Annotated in this window: 25 protein-coding genes; 11 read left to right on the plus strand and 14 right to left on the minus strand. The window is 45.2% G+C overall.

All coding sequences use genetic code 11. The features are described from left to right. The first annotated feature begins 1 nt into the window (after position 1). A complete protein-coding gene (locus QUB10_RS08405; RefSeq protein WP_333201205.1) occupies positions 2–2,695 on the plus strand; it encodes a hypothetical protein in 2,694 nt (897 codons plus the stop codon). A 153-nt stretch (positions 2,696–2,848) separates the two neighbouring features. Further along, entirely contained in the window at positions 2,849–3,448 is a 600-nt protein-coding gene (locus QUB10_RS08410; RefSeq protein WP_333201207.1) for an HU family DNA-binding protein, read from the plus strand. Positions 3,449–3,571: 123 nt separating this feature from the next. On the opposite strand, the gene QUB10_RS08415 is transcribed toward QUB10_RS08410, so the two are convergent. The 9 genes from QUB10_RS08415 to QUB10_RS08455 all read right to left on the minus strand — a co-directional run bounded on the left by QUB10_RS08415 (position 3,572) and on the right by QUB10_RS08455 (position 9,911). Next, positions 3,572–4,411, minus strand: coding sequence for an ATP-dependent DNA ligase (locus QUB10_RS08415; RefSeq protein ID WP_333201209.1), 840 nt, complete (start codon positions 4,409–4,411; stop codon positions 3,572–3,574). Positions 4,412–4,426: 15 nt separating this feature from the next. Further along, complete coding sequence (locus QUB10_RS08420) at positions 4,427–5,257, minus strand: hypothetical protein (protein ID WP_333201211.1); 831 nt, start codon at positions 5,255–5,257, stop codon at positions 4,427–4,429. Positions 5,258–5,265: 8 nt separating this feature from the next. Continuing rightward, entirely contained in the window at positions 5,266–7,560 is a 2,295-nt protein-coding gene (locus QUB10_RS08425) for a hypothetical protein (RefSeq protein ID WP_333201213.1), read from the minus strand. A 148-nt stretch (positions 7,561–7,708) separates the two neighbouring features. Next, entirely contained in the window at positions 7,709–8,254 is a 546-nt protein-coding gene (locus QUB10_RS08430; RefSeq protein ID WP_333201215.1) for a hypothetical protein, read from the minus strand. Positions 8,255–8,369: 115 nt separating this feature from the next. Then, positions 8,370–8,666, minus strand: coding sequence for a hypothetical protein (locus QUB10_RS08435; protein ID WP_333201217.1), 297 nt, complete (start codon positions 8,664–8,666; stop codon positions 8,370–8,372). Positions 8,667–8,713: 47 nt separating this feature from the next. Beyond that, on the minus strand, positions 8,714–9,007 hold the full coding sequence (locus QUB10_RS08440; protein ID WP_333201219.1) for a hypothetical protein: 294 nt from the start codon (positions 9,005–9,007) through the stop codon (positions 8,714–8,716). A 4-nt stretch (positions 9,008–9,011) separates the two neighbouring features. Beyond that, positions 9,012–9,320 (minus strand): hypothetical protein, encoded by a 309-nt coding sequence (locus tag QUB10_RS08445; RefSeq protein WP_333201221.1) that lies wholly within the window; start codon positions 9,318–9,320, stop codon positions 9,012–9,014. A gap of 83 nt (positions 9,321–9,403) precedes the next feature. Continuing rightward, the gene (locus QUB10_RS08450; RefSeq protein ID WP_333201223.1) at positions 9,404–9,628 is read right to left on the minus strand and encodes a hypothetical protein; all 225 of its coding nucleotides are present in this window, start codon (positions 9,626–9,628) and stop codon (positions 9,404–9,406) included. A 58-nt stretch (positions 9,629–9,686) separates the two neighbouring features. Next, positions 9,687–9,911 carry a hypothetical protein gene (locus tag QUB10_RS08455; protein WP_333176328.1) on the minus strand — a complete coding sequence of 75 codons (225 nt, stop codon included), beginning with the start codon at positions 9,909–9,911 and terminating at the stop codon, positions 9,687–9,689. 451 nt (positions 9,912–10,362) lie between these two features. On the opposite strand from QUB10_RS08455, the gene QUB10_RS08460 reads away from it, so the two are divergent. The 3 genes from QUB10_RS08460 (at position 10,363) to QUB10_RS08470 (ending at position 11,894) form a co-directional block, all read left to right on the plus strand. Further along, positions 10,363–10,917 carry a GIY-YIG nuclease family protein gene (locus QUB10_RS08460; protein WP_333152789.1) on the plus strand — a complete coding sequence of 185 codons (555 nt, stop codon included), beginning with the start codon at positions 10,363–10,365 and terminating at the stop codon, positions 10,915–10,917. 58 nt (positions 10,918–10,975) lie between these two features. Continuing rightward, positions 10,976–11,449: a hypothetical protein gene (locus tag QUB10_RS08465; RefSeq protein ID WP_333152787.1), complete on the plus strand. Its 474-nt coding sequence runs from the start codon at positions 10,976–10,978 to the stop codon at positions 11,447–11,449. 82 nt (positions 11,450–11,531) lie between these two features. Then, the gene (locus QUB10_RS08470; RefSeq protein WP_333201225.1) at positions 11,532–11,894 is read left to right on the plus strand and encodes a hypothetical protein; all 363 of its coding nucleotides are present in this window, start codon (positions 11,532–11,534) and stop codon (positions 11,892–11,894) included. 107 nt (positions 11,895–12,001) lie between these two features. On the opposite strand, the gene QUB10_RS08475 is transcribed toward QUB10_RS08470, so the two are convergent. Together QUB10_RS08475 and QUB10_RS08480 are read right to left on the minus strand one after the other, a co-directional pair. Next, complete coding sequence (locus QUB10_RS08475) at positions 12,002–13,171, minus strand: hypothetical protein (RefSeq protein ID WP_333201227.1); 1,170 nt, start codon at positions 13,169–13,171, stop codon at positions 12,002–12,004. A 515-nt stretch (positions 13,172–13,686) separates the two neighbouring features. After that, complete coding sequence (locus QUB10_RS08480) at positions 13,687–15,156, minus strand: pentapeptide repeat-containing protein (protein ID WP_333201229.1); 1,470 nt, start codon at positions 15,154–15,156, stop codon at positions 13,687–13,689. Positions 15,157–15,166: 10 nt separating this feature from the next. Between QUB10_RS08480 and QUB10_RS08485 the strand changes: the two genes are divergently transcribed. After that, positions 15,167–15,487, plus strand: a complete 321-nt coding sequence (locus tag QUB10_RS08485; protein WP_333201231.1) for a hypothetical protein — start codon at positions 15,167–15,169, stop codon at positions 15,485–15,487. A 271-nt stretch (positions 15,488–15,758) separates the two neighbouring features. Here the strand turns inward: QUB10_RS08485 and QUB10_RS08490 are convergent, their stop codons facing one another. Then, positions 15,759–16,124: a hypothetical protein gene (locus QUB10_RS08490; protein ID WP_333054870.1), complete on the minus strand. Its 366-nt coding sequence runs from the start codon at positions 16,122–16,124 to the stop codon at positions 15,759–15,761. 419 nt (positions 16,125–16,543) lie between these two features. Between QUB10_RS08490 and QUB10_RS08495 the strand changes: the two genes are divergently transcribed. Next, on the plus strand, positions 16,544–16,939 hold the full coding sequence (locus tag QUB10_RS08495) for a nuclease A inhibitor family protein (RefSeq protein ID WP_333054869.1): 396 nt from the start codon (positions 16,544–16,546) through the stop codon (positions 16,937–16,939). A 388-nt stretch (positions 16,940–17,327) separates the two neighbouring features. Here QUB10_RS08495 and QUB10_RS08500 read toward each other — a convergent pair whose 3' ends face one another. Continuing rightward, positions 17,328–18,209 carry a DNA/RNA non-specific endonuclease gene (locus tag QUB10_RS08500; protein WP_333054868.1) on the minus strand — a complete coding sequence of 294 codons (882 nt, stop codon included), beginning with the start codon at positions 18,207–18,209 and terminating at the stop codon, positions 17,328–17,330. A 177-nt stretch (positions 18,210–18,386) separates the two neighbouring features. Between QUB10_RS08500 and QUB10_RS08505 the strand changes: the two genes are divergently transcribed. Genes QUB10_RS08505 through QUB10_RS08520 form a run of 4 tightly spaced genes read left to right on the plus strand, consistent with a single transcriptional unit; the run spans position 18,387 to position 21,017 of the window. Next, the gene (locus QUB10_RS08505) at positions 18,387–19,187 is read left to right on the plus strand and encodes a ParA family protein (protein ID WP_333201233.1); all 801 of its coding nucleotides are present in this window, start codon (positions 18,387–18,389) and stop codon (positions 19,185–19,187) included. Continuing rightward, complete coding sequence (locus QUB10_RS08510; protein ID WP_333201235.1) at positions 19,187–20,296, plus strand: ParB/RepB/Spo0J family partition protein; 1,110 nt, start codon at positions 19,187–19,189, stop codon at positions 20,294–20,296. The genes QUB10_RS08505 and QUB10_RS08510 overlap by 1 nt, the downstream gene beginning before the upstream one ends. Positions 20,297–20,331: 35 nt before the next feature. Further along, entirely contained in the window at positions 20,332–20,634 is a 303-nt protein-coding gene (locus QUB10_RS08515) for a hypothetical protein (protein ID WP_333201237.1), read from the plus strand. After that, positions 20,631–21,017: a hypothetical protein gene (locus QUB10_RS08520; RefSeq protein ID WP_333201239.1), complete on the plus strand. Its 387-nt coding sequence runs from the start codon at positions 20,631–20,633 to the stop codon at positions 21,015–21,017. The genes QUB10_RS08515 and QUB10_RS08520 overlap by 4 nt, the downstream gene beginning before the upstream one ends. On the opposite strand, the gene QUB10_RS08525 is transcribed toward QUB10_RS08520, so the two are convergent. Next, complete coding sequence (locus QUB10_RS08525; protein WP_333201241.1) at positions 20,985–21,242, minus strand: hypothetical protein; 258 nt, start codon at positions 21,240–21,242, stop codon at positions 20,985–20,987. The genes QUB10_RS08520 and QUB10_RS08525 overlap by 33 nt on opposite strands. Positions 21,243–22,322: the final 1,080 nt, after the last annotated feature.

Genomic DNA, 22,322 nt, shown 5'->3' on the forward strand with positions numbered 1-22,322 from the left:
TATGCCGACGGATTACCAATTACAATATTCTTGGGTAGACGAAAGCCTAGGTCAAATTGAAACGATCGCCGTTTGGTCAGTTTGGGATTGTGTTACCAAACAATGGTCAAATGCTCCTAAAGTGACTCTTAGAAATACTCTCCTTTCTGGCTGGCATCAAGATGCTGGTCGAGAGCGTTTCTGCATTGGAGAAGTCCCCGAAGATACCAAAGATGCCTCTCTTTTAAACCCTTTTGTAGCTAATAAGAACGATCGATACACCTTAGACTTAGCCAGCAACTCTCGCAACCACGGACGCTTTACTTTTAATCTGGCTCCAATCGGTTCTAACTATTATGGAACCAAAGGAACCGAACAATGGAAACGCATAATTTACGGTAGCATTATGCACACCGGATGCAAACTATTAGTCGGTCGCGAGTTCAGTTTTATTATTGTTGATGACACCAAAAAAGATGAGAATGGAAACCCCCAAGATGACCCCACAAATGGAAGACACTGGAATAGCGGAGATAGTCATGGCAAAGCTTCCAAGGAATTTATGCGAATACTTGGAACAGGTGATGTTCACTTGCCAAATGACGAAGGAATTCCCCTTCAGTTTCGGATTGCATCGTTTAAGAAATGGGTAGCAAAGGGGACGATCGCCTACAATCCAGAACTAGACGACTCTGGCTATGATTTAGTCATTCCTTGGAGTTCTCTAAAAGGTAATAAACCAGCCCTCGGAAACTACAAAGAGAAACTGTTGTGCGGACTGGTCTTTGAAGCCGAGCAGCGCACTGCCAAAGCAGGTTGGATGCTATTCCAATGGTTCAAATTTGAAACTCTGGAACAAGACAAAATTATTAGCCGACTCCGAGCCAAATGTGAAAAGCTAGTAGCAGCAACTAACTCAATTCAAGCTCTCGCTAAAGAGTTAAGAATCCATCAGTTTGAAGCAGAACAGGAGCGCGAACAGGGGGAAAGCATTCAGTCAGAGGCAGAGTATGTAAACACAGCAATGGAGATAATTAAATATGACATAAAAGGTAGACTATTGTTGCATCCATATATCACAGGGAAAGTAGCAGAAAGACTGCGAGCAGTTTGGTTGAATTTAGCAAAGGCTGCGGGGGTTCGTTTCTGGTCACTGATGTCGCAACCGGATGAATATTTCCAAAAATATGAAAGTACCAGTAACGGAAAAACTACTTTTACAGAGAAAGTTTTCTGTGCACCTGGGATGGCTCCTGGCGAGTACATCGTATTTTGCAACCCCATGAGGCATTGGGGCGATTGCCAACTCTGGATTAATCGCCATGAGGGAACCTATGCCACAGGTTCAGGATTGATGGCAGCATCGACCAAACTCATGCTGAATTTGGGGAGAGATTTTGACGGCGATTTTGTTCAACTGATTCGATCGAAAGAATATCCCGCACTCCGAGATGCGATCGCCAACTTTGACAAACCGCCCGAAGTCGAAAAACTTCCCAAAATGGCACTGCCGGGAACTTTGCAACAGGTAGCCATCAATTCGATGAATGACAGCACCGGGATTGTGGCTTCACTTCTCGGTCGCGCCAGAGGTGCAGGTGCTGAAAATATCGTTCTCAATATCCCACCAGGAGGAATGCAAACCGAGCCAAAAGAAATGGCAATTATCAATTTCCTGAGCCAGGAATTGCAGATCGCCGTAGACTCGCTGAAGTCGGCATATCCTAACAATGACAAGGGTTTACAGGCAGTTACCGATTATCTCAACAGTCTGGGAGATGCAGGTAAAATTCCGTGGCTCAAAGACTTTAAAGAAAAGGATGTTTACCTAAGCCGACCCTGTGCCGTTGCCGATGATGCGATCGATACCATCTCTCGACTCGTCAAAGTTGTCAATTCATACTGGCGACCAGCTCAGCTAGAAACTAATATTGATATCAACTCTTTTGAGAATGCACTTTTTGTGGGAGTTGAAGTTACCAAAGAACAGCTCGATTTTGCATTTGAACAGCGCAAAGGATATGCAAGAGAAATGCAAGGTGCGATCGCCTGGAAAGAGCAAAATGATGGCGATACTACCAAAATCCGCGAGGTTTCTGCCAAATATCAAGCTCTCAAAGAGTCAGCACTTGAACAATTTGCCGATGCTAACGGTCAGCCCTACACCGATAAATCCTGGGCTGCTGCTTACTGGCGCGCTGTTCATACCGGAGCCGGAGAGCTGAGCACCGGAGCGCTGGTGTTTAACCTATTTAGAGAAGAAATCGTGACTGAATTGCAAGAAAACCCTGATACCTTGTCGTATTTCAACGTCTTTAACGTTCACAAACAAGAACCCAATGTCTGGAGCCGAGGTGAATGGACTGGACAAAATGTACTCATCCGCATTGTTCAGCGGATGAAACCTGCTGTGGGTCAGCAAGCCGCACGGATGGAATTAGCGATCGATATGCGCTTTCCCGAAAGTACCAAAAATATCGGTTACTTCCCCCTTGGATGGGTTGGCGAAAAATATCGAAGTAAAGTTGCGATCGGTGAAACTCGTGAAATGCGGATTTACACAGATGGCAAATACATGGATGAAGCGGGTAGAACTATTACCAAAACCGCTCGTTTATTCAATCAATCCATGACTCAAGAACAGATTGATTTCTTAAATGGCAAAATGCCCGCAGGTCTTTATAGCCCGGAAGATTTTGGTTTGCCACCTAATTAATTATGAGTGGTATTTACGACAAGTGGTAAATACTACCAATTTCATGCCCATTTCATGCGTAAAAATGAGTAATAATTTGTCTGATTTATTGTGCTTTTAAAATAATTAAGGCATAATCAAATCAAGCATTTATCTCAATCCCAATTTTGAATTATGACTTCAGTTGTTGAAAATGTCCCATTTGGAGAAGTTATCTCCAGTGTCGTAGCTTCTCTCGAAAGCGGAAAGGATATCAAAATCGAAGGGTTTGGCACTTTCTCATTGATTGAAAAACCAGAACGGGAAGGACGAAACCCCAGAACAGGTCAACTAACCACTTACAAGCCTACTCGCCGACCGAAAATCAAGTTTGACAAGAAGTTCCTTGAAAGGGTTTATGCCAGTGCAATTGCTTCTGAAACTTCGACTGAAACTTCGACTGAAACAACTTCAGTAACACCTCCTGTAGCAACCCCTGTACTGACTCCAGCTCCCACAGCAGCTCCCACAGCAGCTCCGGTAGCAGCTCCCGCAGCAACTATCACAGCAGCTCCGGTAGCTCCTGTTTTGCCTCCTCCAATTCCAGCGGAATTGCTTACTCCTTCGGCACCACCAATTATCTGGCAAATCAAAGCCCCAGATGGTAGCTTTATCGAAGTTCCCAGCAATGAACTGTCTAATTGGGGAGTTGGTGCAAATACTCCAATTTACTCCGTTGCTACTGGCTGGAAACTAGCAGGCAGCATTCCTGAACTCGTAGGGCTGGTTCAATAATAGTAGTTTTCGTTAAACTATATTGGCGACGAACTGCACAAAAAAACCTGAGTGACTGCACCCGTTCTCAGGTTTTTTTCATGTTTCTTGTTTCTAACAATTTCTAACAATTGCTAAGAATCTTTAAACAAAAGCAGAAAAAACGGGATGTCTCAAAGCACCCGTAGCAGTAATCCCAAGATGGATGACCTCGACTATTCTGCCCATATAATTAGCTTGGTTAGCCCAGATAGTCGATCGCTCAGCATCCGTAAATCCAGTCCCGACTCTGGCTTTGACAATTCGGTCGTTGAGAGTGCCGCCAACTAATAGATTGCCCAACGACGCAGAATATTTCCCTGAACCTTTAGTAAACCCCGTAACTGGCAAACGGTCTTTCACAAAATTCTTGACTTTCAAAAGTGCGATCGATCGACCCTGAAAATAAACTGAGTTCGGATTCCTCAACATTATCCCTTCAGCCGATTGTCCCGAACTCTTGACAAAATCTGCTTCAGCTTGGATAACCAAAGGCTTATTTTCAATCAACTTCTGAGGAACGTAGCTAACTTTTCCCATTCCCGGAAAGATTTGCTGAACCTGGCTATATTCGTCTGCTGCTAGGATGTTCGGATATTGAGTAAAGCCGATCGCAAAGATGCGGAATTCCACCCTCTGTTTTGCTTCGACAACGGTTGCTGTAGTTTTGGTCGAGCGGACAGTTCCAGAAATTCTATCGAAAGGCTCTCCGGGAATGTACAGCTCACCGTCCAAAAATGACAAATTGTTGGCTAACCGGATGCTTTCACAGATTTGCTCAATTTCGGTCAATCCTGAATATCGAGTTAATCCCGATCGACTCCTCAATCCATTTGTCGGGTTTTCGTACAGACAGCGCACTCCATCCAGTTTGGGGCTACTGAGCCATTCAGCAACACCATAGTTTTTGGTGGGACTGTAAGTATTTGCTAATTGCAGTAACATCTTTGTTATTCCTCATTAAACAAATCGACCCAAAGCAGGGCTTCGGAGATTGCCTGTTGATGTCAAACCCATGTAAACTATTTGAACTTGTTTGCCGATATAAGAATCTCTGTTCATCCACAAATCCTGTTCCTCTTCATCGTTCAAACCATAAACACGGGAAACTTTATTAACTCCATCCACTGTTCTTTCAACTGACATATAACTGACGTAACCCACTATTAGATTTTGTGTAAATCCAACAACAGTAAAGATTCCGCTTGTTATGCCCTTGACTTTGAGAAGATTATCCGATCGAACTCCAGAATAAACTGAGTCCAGATTTCTGAGGATGATTCCTTCAGTTCCTCCAGAATTAAGAACGGTTGCTTCATCCAGAACGCCTAGAGGTGTGTTCCGAATTAGTTTTTGAGGAATCCGACTAATCATTCCTTGTGCCGGAATGATTTGTTGCATGAGATTCATCATCTGTTGGGCTGTTAGGGCGGGATTTGTTGCCGAACCAACAGCAGAAACTCGGAATTCAACAGCAAATTTTTCATCAAGTTCGTATGTAGATCGATCGCGAATTAATACCGTAAGTTCTGGGAAACTTTTACCAGGAATGAACAACTCACCGTCAATGAAAGACAAATTGTTAGCGTCACAGAGACTGCGACAGGCTAACTCAAGTCGATCGAGTCCTACAAATCGCGTAGTCAAAGTCTGGCTTCTTAATCCGCGTGAAATGCCGTCGCGTGTGTAAATACAACGAACTCCGTTGAGTTTAGGAGTGCTTAACCAAAATCCAACCATGTATTCTTTAGCTGGATTGTAAGTATTAGGAACTTCTGCAACAAAAGTCATGGTTTTTCTTAGTTAACTGCCATAATAAAATTGCTGACACATCGCACAGTTTCATTGACGATTTTGTCAAACATCAACGCTAAGTCTCGGTTGTTTGGTTGATATCTCATTAAACCCCATTGACCAGTAGCAGCAATTGTTAAGTCAGGCTTGAAAATCATTGCTGTAGAATGGAACCAGGTGTTAAAGACAGTAGCTGGCATATTTCCACAGATAATCATGCCGGAAATGTTGGCGTATTGGATAAGCACATCTACGTTAACTCGAACTAATTTGCCACAGGTTTGATAAGTTACGTTACCTGTAACATTCCACGATAAAGGCAAAGAAATTGGTGCTGACCAAACAATTCCGGCTGGCCCGGTGGCTCCCGTATCTCCTTTGGGGCCGATCAATCCAACAGCACCAGCAATGCCTTGAATTCCTTGAGGCCCAGTTGCGCCAGTTGCGCCGACATCACCTTTAGGGCCAGCAACACCCTGAGCACCAGTGGCACCAGTTGCACCAGTTGCACCGACATCACCTTTAGGGCCAGCAGAACCGATCGGGCCAGCTACTCCTGGAATTCCTTGCGCTCCAACATCACCTTTCGCTCCGATATCACCTTTTGGGCCCGGAATTCCTTGCGCTCCAGTTGCACCCACTGCACCAGTCACTCCAGTGTCTCCTTTAGTACCGGTAAGTCCGATCGCTCCAGTGGCTCCGACATCACCTTTAAGACCTTGAGGCCCTTGAATTCCACCGGGGCCGGGTGCGCCTTGAATTCCAGTTGCGCCAGTTAATCCGGTCTGACCTTGCGCTCCGGTATCTCCCTTTGCTCCGGGAAGTCCTTGGATACCTTGGTCGCCTTGTTTTGCTCCCAAAGTCCAGGCGAGAGACGGCGGTTGAGAGTTGATGTTTGGAGCATTGGCAATGTAGCTGCTGCCGTTGTGGGCGACAGAATCGAACATGGCGTAGTTTGTTGTTGCGTTCCAATTTCCACGCCAAATCAAACCGGGTCGCCCTTGTTCGCCTCGGATTCCTTGAGGCCCTTGAGCTCCTGTTGCACCTACCCCACCAGTAGCGCCAACGGGCCCAATTTCACCGACTGCACCGGGGATACCTTGTTCACCACGAGGGCCAGTAGCGCCAACTAAACCTTGCTCACCTCGATCGCCTTTTTCGCCTTGAATCCCTGGAGGCCCCACAAAACCTGGTTCACCGGGAACGCCTTTGGGGCCAGCAGCGCCGGGAATTCCTTGCACACCTTCAGGCCCTGGACTGCCCGGAGCGCCTGGTAAACCTCGTTCACCGGGGACGCCTTGAATGCCAGAATTTCCTTGAGGGCCGGTAAGTCCGATCGGGCCCGGTGCGCCCTGTAAACCCTGACTACCTTGAGCTCCAGGCTCGCCTTTTTCACCTGGTAAGCCTGCTGCACCAACAGCACCCGGAATTCCTTGAAGTCCTTGAGGCCCGGTGTCACCACGATCGCCTTTATCGCCTTTAGCACCGGGGATACCGGGGATTCCTGATTCACCGCGATCGCCTTTGTCACCAGCGGGGCCGGGGATACCGGGTAAACCATCAACACCCGGAACGCCTTGAATGCCAGGGATGCCTTGAGCACCAGGCATCCCTGGATTTCCTTGAACACCAGCAGGGCCAGTCGCGCCGTCCATACCGTTGACACCGGGAATGCCTTGGTCGCCACGATCGCCTTTATCACCTTTCGGGCCGGGTTCACCAGGAGGGCCAACAATGGCTGGTTCTGGGGGAATGAGAGCAACATCGCGAGTGGCGGTGGCAAGAACGCTGGTACCGAGCATGATGTCCGCTCGGAGAGTTCCATTTTGTGTGATGGGTGCCTCGAATGGAACCCAGGGACTTTCTTTGATAATTGCGCCATTCAAAGTGAATCGAACAAAACCGTTAGTTGGAATGTGTTGAACATCAGCAACTACGACTGTTTGCCCTGAGTAAAGAACAGGAGCGCGTAAGGCAATTGTAGGAACATTGACCTTGACTTCAAAATTGAGTTGAGCAGTCGATCGAACTGTAACAGGAGCTGTACCGCTGATGTCTTCAGCTTCAATGACATGAACACCTGCGGTATTAATTGGAATTGACATTCCAAATTGATAGATAGGTGCAGCAGTAGTGCCAACATTGGTGGCTGTGGTATCTGTACCAACAACTACACCATTCAGTTTGAAACGAACATCGGTATTGGTGTTGGTGGGAGTAACTGCTGTAACTGGGAGAGAATAGGGCAATCCTCCGACTTGAATACTGGGTTGAGTGGGAGCTGTGATTCTAATTGGCATTAGCTTAATCGCCTAAAATTTGATAGACAAACAATCCCTTTCTTGGCATCGGCATACCAAGAAAGAGATTATGGAAGCGAGACTGAACCTAGCTTTGAGAGAGAAGAATTTGGGTTTCGCGCTTAACAATCCCGCGTCTGGTGGGGAATCAGGTCTGAATCAAAAGAGTCTGAGCGATAATAACCTCAAGTTCCATTGACTCTCCGACAATCATCAGACTGGTGTAAGCGTCGGGAGTGGGACTAGCATCATCAGAAACCCGGATAACTTTGGGATTCTGTAACTGGCTGAAAACTTGGTAAAGTTCAGTCAGATATTCGATTGCTTCGATCGGCATCAAAATGCCAAAGACCGCTTCTGCCGGAACAGTTCCCTCCATCGTCAAACCTTGATTCTGGGTGACAGTCGCTAACTCAGTCAGCGCATTTCTAATCAAAGGCTGGAAGAGTTCATCAAGGGTTTGATTAGAAATTGTTCGATTTGCCGGAGCTTTGTAAGTAGGGGCTTCGGGATTGAGTGCCTTGATTGCAGCTCTCCGCATTGAAGCATCTCTGGCGAGGATAGCTACGTCATCAAATGGCTGCTTCCCTCTTTTAATTGCCAACAATGAGTCGCCTTCGGATTGAGGCCAGAAATTGTAATCGGCGATCGTTTGGCGCAGTAGTTTTGTGGCTAGTCCTGCTGTTAACACCATGTCACTTACTAACTAATAAATTATTTTTAGCTTATATCCCTTTTCTATTTTTGAGTTTATAGACTAAAAACTTGACTTTTATCCCCGTTTATTATAGAGATAAAAGCCAAAAGTGTTAATCGGATGCTGACCAATTAACTACAATAATAGAGACAGAATCTTTGGCGAAATTATTAGCTTTGAAGTTTTGCTGTAGAGTTGCAACTACTTGTTCTGCTTTTTCCTTACACTCAAAGAAGTAGGCTTGTTCAAAATCAGTAATCCATTCAGGATTTTCATAGTTAGCCAAGAACACAATACTACCATGTTCTGTAGCAGTACCCAGTGAATAATAAGCGTAACAGATAACAAATCTGTGCTGAACTAAAGAAGGTGAATCAGCATTAGCGTCGGAAACGGGGGAATTGAGCATAAAAAAACCAGTAGCGAACTGGTAAACCGCTGCTGTCAGGTAAGAACTTAGGAAACAAGAGGCTTGAAAGTGTGGATTCTTGCCCAATCGAAAGTATTTCCGATGTAACTGTCAAATAAATGACTGTCACCGCGAAACAAAACCTTGTTGGCTAGAAACCAATGACTTTCGCCAGTAGAATCTCGAACTAAGGTAAAGGAACCGGAATAGCAGGGGACGATTGGAAGTTCAATTGCACCAACCGCCCAACCGGGACACCAAACATTTCCATAGTGAAAGAAACAGTCTTTTGGTTCAGGAAACCAAGTAATGTGTTCTTGAGTAATTTTTAAGGTTTCCATAGAGTTACCAGACAATTGCACTGAAAGTATGAATCTTTGTCCAATCGAAACAATTCGCTGAGTAAGTATCGAGAAGGTGAGTTTGACGATGATTGCCGTCTCGAATGGCAACATTTTTAGTAGAAACCCAATGACAGCCACCTTCAGCATCACGAACCAAAGTCAGGCAACGGGAATAGCTAGTAGGGATAGGAAGCTCAATTTGACCGATCGCCCAGCCCGGACACCAATTAGAGGGATTGTACAAGAAGAAACAATCTTTGGGTTTCAGAAACAAATCAATGTGTTTCTCAGATGTTTTCTGTTTTTCCATCGTTTCTACCGTTTCTATCGTTTTTGTTTCTCTTCAATTCAATTTCTGCAACAGCTTGATTAAAGGCTTCATCGGTAGGTTATTCAATGATACCAATCAAACAAAACCATTTCTTGTTGAATAGTTCGTCCACCTCGGCAAATTGTTTTTTCTGCGCTATGGCATAAGTGCTGGGAGCCGCCATTGAGGAGTTGGTCGTAATAATAAACCAGTCGAGCGGGGGTGAGTTCGATGGGTTCTTTTCCACCAAACGGGCAGGTATGACACAGTTTTTCGGGTACATTGTAAGCACTTAAATCTCTTGCCATGTGTTTGAGGGTTAGTATGAGTTTTGACCTCCCAGTAGGATGAAAAGTCAGTGGTGAGTTAAACAGATTCTGCAATTTTATATGCTGCTAGATAGATGGCATCGGTACTTTGGGGGTGTTTGCCTTCTATCTGGTCGCTTATGGCTAGGGCTATTTTTATTCTTTGAGCTTCGGTTGGCGAAGGAAGCAGTTGGTTCTGAAAATAGTACCCCGCAGTTGAATCAAAGAATCTGTCGAGGTCAGTTTCATATTTCAGAAACTTTACTAATTCCTCTGGATTCATGAGTTTTCCGATTGAGTTTCCGAAAGTGGGGAACAAGTCGATCGTCCCGATATTGTGCATTCAACTGTTTCTGGGATTGATAAAGAATGATGAGGATAAATTCTCATAGTTAGGGAGTTAAAACATCATCACCCCAAAGCGAAGCATGATTTTCCTTGTTCATGGATTGTCAGCCCGTAAGCGCAAAAGGTAACGTAGCATTTCTTTATGAAGAGCTAAGAATCGATCGAATAGAAGGGCAAAGTGAATCCGACAGTTTCCGAACCGCCAAGAAATCTGTGACAGAATCTCAAGATTGTGGTGATATTTTCAACAACTGCTGTCATCAGTTTGGTATAATTGTGACACTATCAGTTCCATATTTGGAAACATTACTACTGAGAGCGTGGGGTTTGGCAGAATTTCCTTGAGCTAAACTTACAGCAGCGATCGTCCAACAATCTTTAAATCCGTGGCGCAACTCGAACTCTTCCCTGAATTCCAACCCAAATCCAGAGTCCCGAAATCTCCTCAGTTAACGATGAGTTGTGAGGCTCTGCATTCTTGGAAACAGCGCATCCTTGAACATCAACAATCTCAAGGTGCTGACCAACCGCGACAGGGAAGTCTATTCGATTTAGCGCCAAATCTCTGTAATGCTGATAGCATTGACCCGTTTACCTTGGAACTGCACAATCTCTCATTCTGTGAGAAACCGGATTGGGGCGATCGCACTTGCCTCTATTTTGTCATTGACAACGCGCTTCCCCTGCTGCTGTACGTAGGAGAAACGCACCGAACACCGAAACAGCGCTGGGCGAACCACTACTGCTACAACTACGCTGGCAATTACATCGAACTGCATCGGCGTTATTCCTTGGATGTGGCTGTGGGTATCGCATTTTGGTACGGAGCACCGAGTAATCGAAAGCAGCGGTTACAGTTAGAATCAGAGCTTATTTATAAGTGGAAGTCGCCTTTTAATAAGGAGTGCTGGCAGTGGTGGGGACAACCGTTCGGTAAGTAAAACTGCTGGAATTTGGTATTTTAAAGTTAGAAACCGTATAGCCATCCCCGAATAAAACATGGATCGATTTGAATTTCAGCTAACCATGCTGCAACAAGGAGCAGAGGAACTAGAGATAAAAATAGCTAACTTCAGTACAATTTTGCAGCAATTAAAAACTGCTGCAATTACTATTTGGGTAGCATTAATCGGTTGGGTGTTTGCCAGCAAAATAGATGCGTTAGTTCCGCTGGGATACGTTATAATTTTTGGTTTTTGGTTTTTAGAAGCTACATATTGGAGGGTACAATTTTATTATATGCTAAGAGCCGCTGCTGTTACGGAATTCTTGAATGACGAAAGCGCCTTAGATAAAAGTTTTAATGCCCGTTCGATACCAGAAGGTCTAGTTCACCCGCTCGGTTCTTTGAAAATATTTAAAATGCCTTCTTTAGGTCGAGCTATGTGCGCTCCATCACTGTATATTTTTTATACGTTTTTGTTGGCTGTTAATTCGATCGTTTGGTTGATAAGTTTTAAAACCGCTCTCTAAGTGGGCGAGTTCCGAACGTGCGATCGACCGAACAATATCTTTCCTCCCAACTAGCTAGAAGTAGACGCATCTCCATCGACCCATGAAAAAGTACCTCAACCTCGCCACCGCCATCCTCGCATCACTCAAGCCTAAATCCAAAATACCCATAATCGACACCTACGGTGAATCCACGCTTAACCAAGATGAGCAGCAAACCCTGATAGAATCCTTGTTTGCCAGTTTGATGGGCGTTGGGTACTTCGGCAAAGCTCACCTAATCTGGGACGATGGCAAAGACGGACAGCGGGAGATATTCACCGCATTGTTGAGAAACGAGCCAATCTTTCTGTATCGCCAAGGGGTGCGACCTACACCAACGGTTGAAGGATATGTTTGGCGACTCATTGGCGAACATCCGAGTTTGAGGGTGTATGAGTTGGTTGTGGAAGGTGAAGGAGATTGAGGACGATCGATGATTTTGATGAAAGAGTTATCAGTAAAGAATAAAGGGTATTTCAGGACAGCAAAACTTTTCACTTAGCTAGCTGTCCCTACTTCTCAAACAGACGGCTAGGCGACACTAATTGTTTGACCGTTAGTTAGACTGCTGAAGTCATAGGTTGTGCGACCAGCTATGAGTTCTTCAAACTCAGAAGTTTTCATAGTGCCATTACTACTTCTAAAACCCACCGTTGTCCCCAATATTTCAACGGTATAGTTGCCTGATGTTAATTCCAGTGAGTCTCGATCTTTTCCGCCATAGAAAGTAGCAGAACCAGAACCCCTGATATAGTCTGTACCTTTCCCTAAAAATATGTTGCCCAAGCTAGCAAACCCGCTATCAGTAATGATGGAGTCCGCGCCCTTACCAGTATTAATAATACCCTCGTTGGCGATAGTCCCGCCAAAGCGAAAATCAGTCCTAATGCCAGTGATTATATCGTTGCCATCGCCAGTATTGATGGTGCCGGTATTGGAGATGGCGACGCCGTAAGTGCTAGTGCCAGTGATTATATCGTTGCCATCCCCGGTATTGATGGTGGAGGAATTGGCAATGGCATCGCCCTGAGTTGAAATGCCAGTGATTGTGTCGTTACCCTCGCCGGTGTTGAGAAAAGAGGAGTAGAGAATCGTGCCAGAATACCCACCAGTGCCAGTGATTACGTCATCCCCTTCCCCAGTATCAATGATGGAACCATTGATGGAACCAAAACGTAAGCCCATGTATTCGCCAGTACCCGCGATTGTGTCGTTACCGTTGCCAGTCTTTATGACGATCGGGCTTTGCAAGTTGGGGTTGTTAGAGCCATGCTCAATTCCTACACTCAAAAAACCCTGGGCAATGCCCGTGATTATGTCATCACCACCACCTGTATCAATGGTGCCTCCTTCGTTGAAAATGCCATTACTATCACGATCACTCGACCTGTATCTTCCTTGGTAACGGATGCCGACGATTAAGTCGTTATCCTCACCCGTATTGAGTGTGCCCGTGTTGTGGATGCCGCTGACCGTATACTCGTAAGTATCAGGGATTAAATCGCCGTAGTCTGCCGCAGCAACGATTAAGCCGTTACCATCACTGGCATTAAACGTCCCGCTGTTGTAGAAACCGCTGATTCTTGTCGGAGTGCTGTTGATACTGTTCTCACTGTTACCAAGCGTTAAGTCCTTGCCAGTAAGAGTATTAGCGAAGCCATTATTAAGTATTTCTTCTTCCCCAGACACGCCGACGACCAAATCACCCTTTTCGGGAAAGGTTATACCTGAAAGTTCGATCGCCATAAGAAAACCTCGGAATTAAAATTAAAATCAAAACATATTATCTGTCACCATTATAGAGCAATGACCCGGACAGTTCTTATAGGTCAATGGCTTATTCTGTAAAACTTTGAACTACTGTGGATAATTAAATCAATGTCAGATCCACCCCGCTCGTTACATTTAATTAAACTTTATTTATGATCCTTACGCTGTAAAACTTGTAGTTTCGTTCCAAAAACTGTTTGGAGTATTGCAGTAGCATCGGCTCAAGGTGATGAAGTCGTGCAGTATGGTTGAGTAAGTATGAGGAAATTAGGGTGTTATTCTACTCTAATTGTTCCCAATTCTCCATCAACAAAGAGAACAATAGCCCCTTCGTTGTCACTAAGATTCAAGTTTGCCAAAAGCTTCTTATGGACACCATAGGAACCTGTTAGCTGTAGAGATTAGTGTTGCAGATCGCTACAGCTATTCCTACAAATACTGCAATGTTAAGCAGGCAACCCTAACCCCTTCAAAATCATGGGCAATAACTTGGTACACGCTTCTACAATGCTGGCAGTCTGGGGCAAACTGCTCAATGTTGCCTCAAACATCTTCCTCGCTTTCCGCGTCAGCCCTTCTTTTTTAGCAGGTTCCTCTGTTTGCTTAGCTTCTGCTAAAGCTTGCACCTGCTCTAATAAATCCGCTTTGTCAGGAGTTGATAGGTCGGAAGCATTTTCGATCGCTTGTTGGAGTTGTGTTAAAAGTTCTTTGAGGTTGGGTTCCGAAGGTTCCTCGGATTCTGGCAATTGAGCGAGCGTGTTAGTCACGTTGCCGCTAATCGTGCCCAGATTGACGACTCCATCACCGCCAACTAACCCGCTGATGTCGCCAATGCTGCCACCGCCTGAATGAATGTTGATTCCCTTATTCTGAGTCATTACTAATTCTCCTTTAATGATTTGAATTGTTTCTGCTTGAATCTTAGATTGATGCGTACCTGTCTGAATAAACTGCTCAATCGTATCCTTAAGTGTACGAATTTCAGCATCTCGTTCTGCCAATCTTAGCTGAACGGTAAGCGGCAGTTCTTTCTTAATTCGAGCGTAATCTCTAAAATACTGATGGCTTAACTCAGATTTGTCCGCCCCTGCTGCAGTTGTAAACCGGAGATTCAAGCCATTGTTGCCCCGCCGTTCGATCGCCACAAACCGCAGTTCTTGTTCTGGATGATTGGTGGATAAGTTTTTAAGTGCAATGGAGATAGCGCGGGGGTCAATATCCTGACTGTGGTACAAATCTAGAGTATCCACATAAGGTTTAATGAAATCAGCAAACTCCCCCAGAGCAAAGGTTTCTCCCCAGTTATCCGGTTTCCGCAATCGGTTGGGATTATCTTTGGTTTCCAGGCGCATGAATACATAGTCGCATTGCACGTCCTCTAGTTTGGTGCTACCTGTAATTCCCCAATCTTCGATACAAGCTCCTGTGAGAATTGCTCCCGTCATATCTGTACCGTCGAGTTGCGCTTGCTTCAGGATAGCTTTGGACAAATTCGCATTCTGCAAGTTAGCGTTGTTGAGGTTTGTTCCAATAAAACTGGCATCTTGTAGATTTGCGCCTTGTAGGTTCACCCCTTCCAAATTCAAGCCATCAAAGTTTTGAGACTGTCCGTCAAGCGTGACGACCAGTTGCCGAATTTGCGGATTGGCAAGGTAGGTATTGTCGAGACGAGCATACTCTAGTGCTTTTACTTTAGAGAAGCGAGTACGAGTAAGATCAGCCTTTCGTAAATCGCAAAACTTAAGCGTTGCACCAGTAAAGTCTGCATCAGTTAAATTGGCTTCCTTAAAGCAATTTCCTCCTTTTGTCACTATTGCTATTACTGCTTGCATCCTCCAGAGGAAGCCGGGACTGCAAGTGAGTGCTTTCCAGCTAAGATAGCAGGAAATTGCAATAGTTACAATTACGATCGGCATTACTTTGGTTATGGGTGCACTTATAATAGTTACTGCAAGCATTGGGAAAAATGTACTTACAGTAGCTATCACAGTAGAGGCTAGTGAAACTCTCAATAAAATTAGCGATAAAGTGGCTATCTCTATACTTATTGAAACTAACACTATGGCTCCAGACCCTAAAAAGAAAGGAACACTTACGTCAAGGCTATTCGTTGGGGAAGGCAGAGTGATCGATAATAATAGAAGTGGCAGTAAGGCTCCTATACCTATAATAGTTCCCAGAACAAAGTTTTTTCGTACACTACAAAATAATGTGATACTTAAAGAAAGTAAAACTGAAACCCCATAAGGTAATGAAGATTTCGTCAACAATCCCGTTGCTAGTAAGCTCCCTGCTCCTAGGAAACAACCAGCTAAGCTAGCTAACAGTAGTGTCGCACAAAGCAAAGAAACTTGCCAGCTCAGTTTAATTCCAAAATTAACCTTATGGAACTTTGATTTTTCAAGGTTTACTCTAGTAAAATCTATTCCTTGTAAAACAGCAAAATCAAAACAGGTTTCTGCCAACCCTACATCATGCGGTCGCTGCATTTCTTAAATAATGATAAGCTACTGAATTATCAGCCTACTTCACTACACCTTTTGTCACAGTCAGAATGACCGTTTCTCCAGCAATTAACTAGGCATACTAATTGAGGAATAGCGTCATCGGGGCGGTCTGGTGTATCAAATACTCCTGGTGGAATAATTCTTTTAATATTAATTCCTTCCGACGTACTTGAAGAGTCTACCACCTCAAACTGAAAATTTTTGATGGCATTATCTATTGGATTTAAGGAGTTATCTGAAGACTTGTCGAAAAGAGAATCAGATAATTGGGTCGTAGTTATTCTGAAGCTGATGAGTGATTTAATCCATTCTGTTGCAAGCTCTTTTTGCTCCTTAGAGAGATTGTCCCATCCCGGACATAAAATCTTTGTTGCCATACTGCTAGCTCCTCTAATTTTCATGGTAAAGAATAATAGGAGTAAATCAGATGCTTTATCAGCCCTGAAGTTACTGCACTCGCAACTGGTGAACGAACTTGACGAATTCCACTTTCTTTGAGGCTATCCGTCGTTCGCGCTACCTCGTCAAACGCCACCTGAACCATCGCATCATCGTGCTTCGACAAGTCTGGTAAAACTCCAGCATACATCCAAGCTAGACCAATTCTACTTACTTACTAGAGCTTGGTTGCCACATCAGGATGGTTTTAGAATTGCTAAAGCACTCAAATCTACAGACAGCGATGGTTTACACTTGTGTAAGATTATTCAGCCCGCCTTGATAGATTCGTTCGCCCCAACTCAACCAATCCTTAAAATCTCTAACTTGTCTTGTTTTCAGCTAATTAACAGCCACTATGACCGACTCGATCGTCACCCAACTCCAACAAACTTCCAAAAACTTACTCTTCCTCAGCGAAACCGATGCCCCCTTTGAGGTCATTCATTGGCAGACACAGGAACAGCTCACTCCAGCGAAACTTCTGCAACTCACCGAACATCCACCCGATGCTCCCGTAGAACTGCGGACGGTTGACGAATTCTTTGCGATCGCCACTCAAGAAGAAGATTGGCATGATGAAGAAGAAGAGGAAACGGTGAAGCGATTTCAGAATTTGGTGAGCATCCTCAAACAGAATCTATCGCAGTTGCAGGTTTACCGAGTTGGCAACGTTGAGATTGATGTCTACATCGTCGGGATGACGGACGGTGGCGAATTGGTGGGACTGTCAACGAAACTGGTCGAGACTTGATTGCAACAGACAGGGTGAACTATGATTGGTGATTAACGGTTGAGTTACATAGTAACCATAATTAGAGTCAGGAACGGAGGTTGTAATATGAGCACGATCGGCACAGTATTTAGTTGGCTTGCTTCTCTTTACTGTTTGTTTATAATAGGACTTTTATTATTCTTTTCTTACACAGAGGGCAAGCCATTCCAGATGGGTATTATAGCTTCCTTTTTTATGTTCCTAATTGTTTTTCCTCCCCTCTGGTCTTACCTCGATCGACAATATAATTTCAGGATTAACTGGCTAATCAAGTTTTTTCTATTCATCGCTTCTTACGGATTCCTAATGCTAAATATTAATGCAGTTGGTTAAAAGTCTCAAGCAAAAAAGTAAGCTTTATCCCTTTTTACTGACCATCAACTTTGCTCTCAATCACCTCCTGAATCTGTGGCGGGACATTAGATAAGAAATTCAGCCTTGTTTCCTTCTCAATTCTTGCCACAGAAACTCGAAAGCTTTTCCATCCTTTGCCTTTGACGCTGGCATCGTTGGGCATCATCACAGCGATCGTCCTAGTATTTGCGTCAATTCCCTGCATCCCCAATCCTGGTCTATCGAGAACCACGATAACTTTCCAATTTCTAGCCGGCACTGCAATCTTCTCCTTTCTGCCGATGCTGCCTTTCCTTCCCACGGGCCCCGCTACGATGTAAAGTTCCTTGCCCTGCTGCACCAACTCGCGACAATACTCTTCCAAGTCACCCCACACGCCTCTGTTAACTTCTGGCACTTGAGGCATCATATTGGTCATCAGGAATGTGCTGCTGTTATCGACTTCGGTGCGGGTGCGATCGGCACTTGGTGCAATGTGTCCTCTGTCGTAACCGCTTCCCATGTAATCGTTGGGGCGGACTTTGTACCAATCAGCGGGGAGGGAATCATCGGGGCGGAAGTTGTCTTGGCGATCGACTGCTCCAATCCAAGAGCGATTCAGTTGCCACGAAACCCAGTTGGCGGTCTTAGTTTTACTGTTGTAGCTCATCACGTACTGGGGCTTCACCATCAAGTAATTGTCGATGTTGGCAACACTGGGAGCTGCATTGCTGGGATTGCCCAGGAGTAAGTTGCGGTTGTTGATGGCTGAACTGATGGGTTCTCTGGTGCTTGGTTTGGGTTTTTGGCGATCGAGTTGAGGAAGTCGAGACGGTGGCGATGGCTCAGTCAAGTTGCAGCCACTAAGAATCCCTAACAAAATCAGAGCGATCGTCCGTTGCCACAATTTCTTCACTCTCAACTCCTCTTACATCTTCCATGCCAAGCTTATCAGTAGCCTGCCACTTAACAAAAAGAATACAGCATCGCTTGTCGTATCTTAAAATACGAAGCAAATGTTCTGTCGTATTTTAAGATACGACGAGGCAAACTTTCTGTCGTATCTTAAAATACGACTTTTCTAAGTGGAGTTATGGCAAAGCAGAAAATTATTATTGGGATTTTAGCCAATGCTGGCGGTGTTGGGAAAACAACGTTAGCAGTACATCTAGCTTACGAGATATCCAAACGGGGACTCAAAGTAGCTTTAATCGACCTCGACCCCCAACGAGCTTTAGATGTATTCTGTGGTTTACCGAACGCAGAAGTTGAAAATACAGTTGTCCGAGTATTTGACAAAGACTTCGACGGAAATTGGCCCTTGGTTTCGGCTTGGAACCATCCCGATATCGAAATCTGTCAAGGTCATCCCGCTACCGCACAGGTGGCAAGTGATTTGGTCATTCGGAGACGTGGTGAGTACGTGCTGGCCGATCGCTTCAAGAGCTATCCCCTACGCCACGATGTGGTCATCCTAGACTGCCCTGCCACCATTGGAATCATTTGCGAAAATGCAGTTGCGGCTGCCACCGGCATACTAATTCCCCTTCAGTTAGAGATGAAATCTGTCTCCGGCGTAGCTGACTTGACGCAGTGGTTGATTGGAATTGCTGACGACTTAAAGCTAGAACCACGCCCTCCAGTCTTAGGCTTAGTTCCCAGCTTATATGACAACAGTCGCGCCATTCACCGCCAGTACCTCCAGCAGTTACCTGAAGTCGCCGAACAACTGCGAGTAAAACTATACCCGCAGATTCGAGATTCCTCAGAATTCAAGAATGCAAGCGCTAACGGTCTGCCCTTACAAAAATACCGCCCAGCCCATCCCGCTTGCAAAGACTTCAGATTGATCGTTGACGACCTCGTTACGTTAGTGAAGAAAGGAAAACTTTAATGGGTAAACTGCCTAAAATAAACGAACGCTTTGCGGGTGCTTATCAAGCGACTGACCAAGCCGAACGGATTGCCCAATTACAAGCTGAAGTAGAGAGGCTGCGAGCTACACCATCTCCAGAGCTAGAGCAACAAATGGCAGCTTTGCGAGAGCAACTGAAAGCGCAGTCGGGTGAATTAGAAGTAGCGGTAGATTTAATTGACCCCAATCACTACCAACCTCGCCAGACAATTACACCGGAAAGCATTCAAACTTTGGCTCGGAGTTTGGCTCACGACGGGCAAATTACTCCACTGATCGTCATTCCTCAAGGTGAAAGATACTTGTTGTGGGACGGACAGCGCCGTTGGGAAGCGGCTAAACAGTTGGGTTGGAAAACAATGCGCGCTGTCACTGCCCCCATGCCTCAAGATTTACATCGCAAAGCGCTGTTGACGTTTATCCATCACGAAGACCTCAACCCCTTGGATAAGGCTGAGGCGATTATTCAGGAAATAGCTACCACTACCAGTCGTGAGGCTGAAGAGATTTCTACTGTACTCTCAACAGTGTTGCGGCGTTTGGAGCGTTCTTCCCAGGCTCATCAACTGACAGCCCTCGTGACGGCTGCGACAGAAGAACAGCAGCAAGGAGTGAAATCTTTAGGAGTGAGCGAAACGGAGGAAAAGTTGCTGTTAGCTTTGTTGGATTTGGCTTTAAATCCCGCTTCGGTGAAGGCTAACTTAATTCCTATGTTGTCCCTGCCAAAGGATTTGAAGGCAGCAATTCGAGAGCTAGGACTGAAAGGAGCGCACGCTTTAGCCTTGACGGTTTTATCTGCTAAGACTTTAAAGACTTCTGAGCGTCAGGCTACGAAGGAGAGGATGGAAGCCACTAACCAAGTGATTGAGCAAGATTTGACGGTAGCGAAGACTCGCGAGTTGGTAGGACAAATCAAGGCTAAATACCTAAAATCAGTCACTTCTGAGTCGAAAGAAGTCACAACATTGGTGCGGGGGGTTAAGAAGTTATCGAAAGTAGTGATGGTTTCGACTAGCGCGGAACAACTTACGGAGTTGCGCCAAGTTTTAGAACAGAAGCTTTCGGAAATTGATGAAATTTTGAGCTAAACATCATAAATTTAAAAATGGCTTAGGCTTTCTGGTTGACAGAAAAAAAGGCGATCGCCCCCTGCTCGATTCAATCGGTGAGACAAGGCCCGCCCCAAGCGGTGATGTTTCTCAGCCGTGCGGGGAAGGGGACAAAGCTCAAAACCGAAGCAATGGAGTTGCTGGGAAAACTTGCCCGCACCATCAAATTGCTCAACTCAGTCGTTCACCAAAAACAAGTCATCGCCGATTCTTCGGGTCAAGCCGCTACGGTGTGGGATTTGGGCGGTCAACCTGCCAAAGATTCTGGCACAGAGTACAGCCGACTGTTTAAGGAAATCATGGGAGCGCTGAAATGAATACCAAGAAACGCAAACCGCTCGGCAGCGCGATGGAAGAATTTGTTTTCGGTACAAAGGAAGCTGCATCGCCAACACCACCAGAAATTGTATCGTCAGCACCAACGCCCACAGCATCGCTAACACCGGAAAGTGCATTGCCAGTCGCCACACCACTGAAACCGGAAGCATTGGCATTACAACCAGTTTCCATTCAATCAAAGGAGCCTAGTTTAATGAGCAAACTGCAAGCACCCGATAAAGAAGCTACGGTCAGGTTTACTGTGGATATGTCTGAAACTCTGCACCGTAAACTGTCGATGTTGGCGGCTAGGACGGGGCGCAAGAAAGTGGATATTGTGCGGATGTTGCTAGAGGATGGGCTTAAGGAGGTGGAGGGGTAAGGGTTCTCTTGATATTGTGCGATCGCTGTACTCGGAGTGGCGATCGCTCGGAGAAATTGACTGGGTTAAGAAACAGAAGTTTTCCCAATAAGTGGGGAGCTTCCAATGAAAACCTGGTATCTCTTGAACTTTGACGATCGCCCGTTTCCCTTTAATTAGCTTGCCCACCGAGTGGGGAGTATTTAGCGTTAACTTCCGTAGCTGCGATCGGTTGTTTCTATTCAACCAGGTTTAAAAGATTTAGGTTTGCAGAATTCTGAGATTGTCAAAACAGCGGACGATTTGGTTTTGGTGACTCCATAATAAGCGATCGTGTCTGCCCCAATTCTCGTAGCGGAGAGTTTCACCAATCCTCTCTGTCAGAAACCAACAATATAATAAACCCGCCCCGAATATGGGGCTTTTTTTGTGCTTGTTAATTTTTCGCAATTCGGATTAATTGCTGAAATTTGAGTTGTAAAAGTTTGTCTTTGAAGTTTTCCCGATGTTGAAAACTTAGAGCTTTTGGCACTACAGAAGGCTCTGATTTTTGATTTCTGTTTGCGGTGTCGTGTGAAGTCGAAGCCTCCTTCGATTCCGCATTAATAGAAGACTTCGACACACTTTGTCTTAGCTATGTATTTCTAGCAAGTGACAAGTTAACTTGCTAGACAGTGCCGTAACCCTTCGGCTGGGGGATAGGACGATGCCTTAAGGACGTTCACTCTATGCGGTAGAGGCGTCCCCCAAAATTAGACTATTAGAAATCTAGTCTTTTGTCAACAGCTATTTATGGTTGTCCTTAAACTGTCGCATTAATAGAAGACTTCCACTAATTTTGTTTTAGCGTTTCCATTCAATTAGTTTCCCCAGCGAGTGGGAAGCGCCTGGTGTAATGCTTGTCGCTGCCAATAGTCGTTTCCATTCAATTTGGTTCCCCAGCGAGTGGGAAGAAGACAATTTTCTCGATACTCATCCTATCTCTGAGTTTCCATTCAATTAGTTTCCCCAGCGAGTAGGGAGTTGTCGCCCTACTTTGTTATGCTGTTCTGTACTTTAGTTTCCATTCAATTAGTTTCCCCAGCGAGTAGGGAGAGTTCGTCGCACAGACCATATCCAGTGAGGGATTCAGCCGTCCAATCGACGCACCGCTAAAATATAGCATAGGTAAATGAGAAAAAGCATCGAACTATAAGCCTCAAACTCAATCCCTGCAAAGCATCGACGCACCTCAACCAAATCATAAGGGTTACACCGACCAAGCGAGGTGCGTCGATATTGGCTAGATTAGCCTCCTAAAGTCAATAGTGGTGTCCCGTCCAAGAC

The organism is Microcoleus sp. B5-D4 (assembly GCF_036705145.1).
Taxonomy (GTDB): Bacteria; Cyanobacteriota; Cyanobacteriia; order Cyanobacteriales; family Microcoleaceae; genus Microcoleus.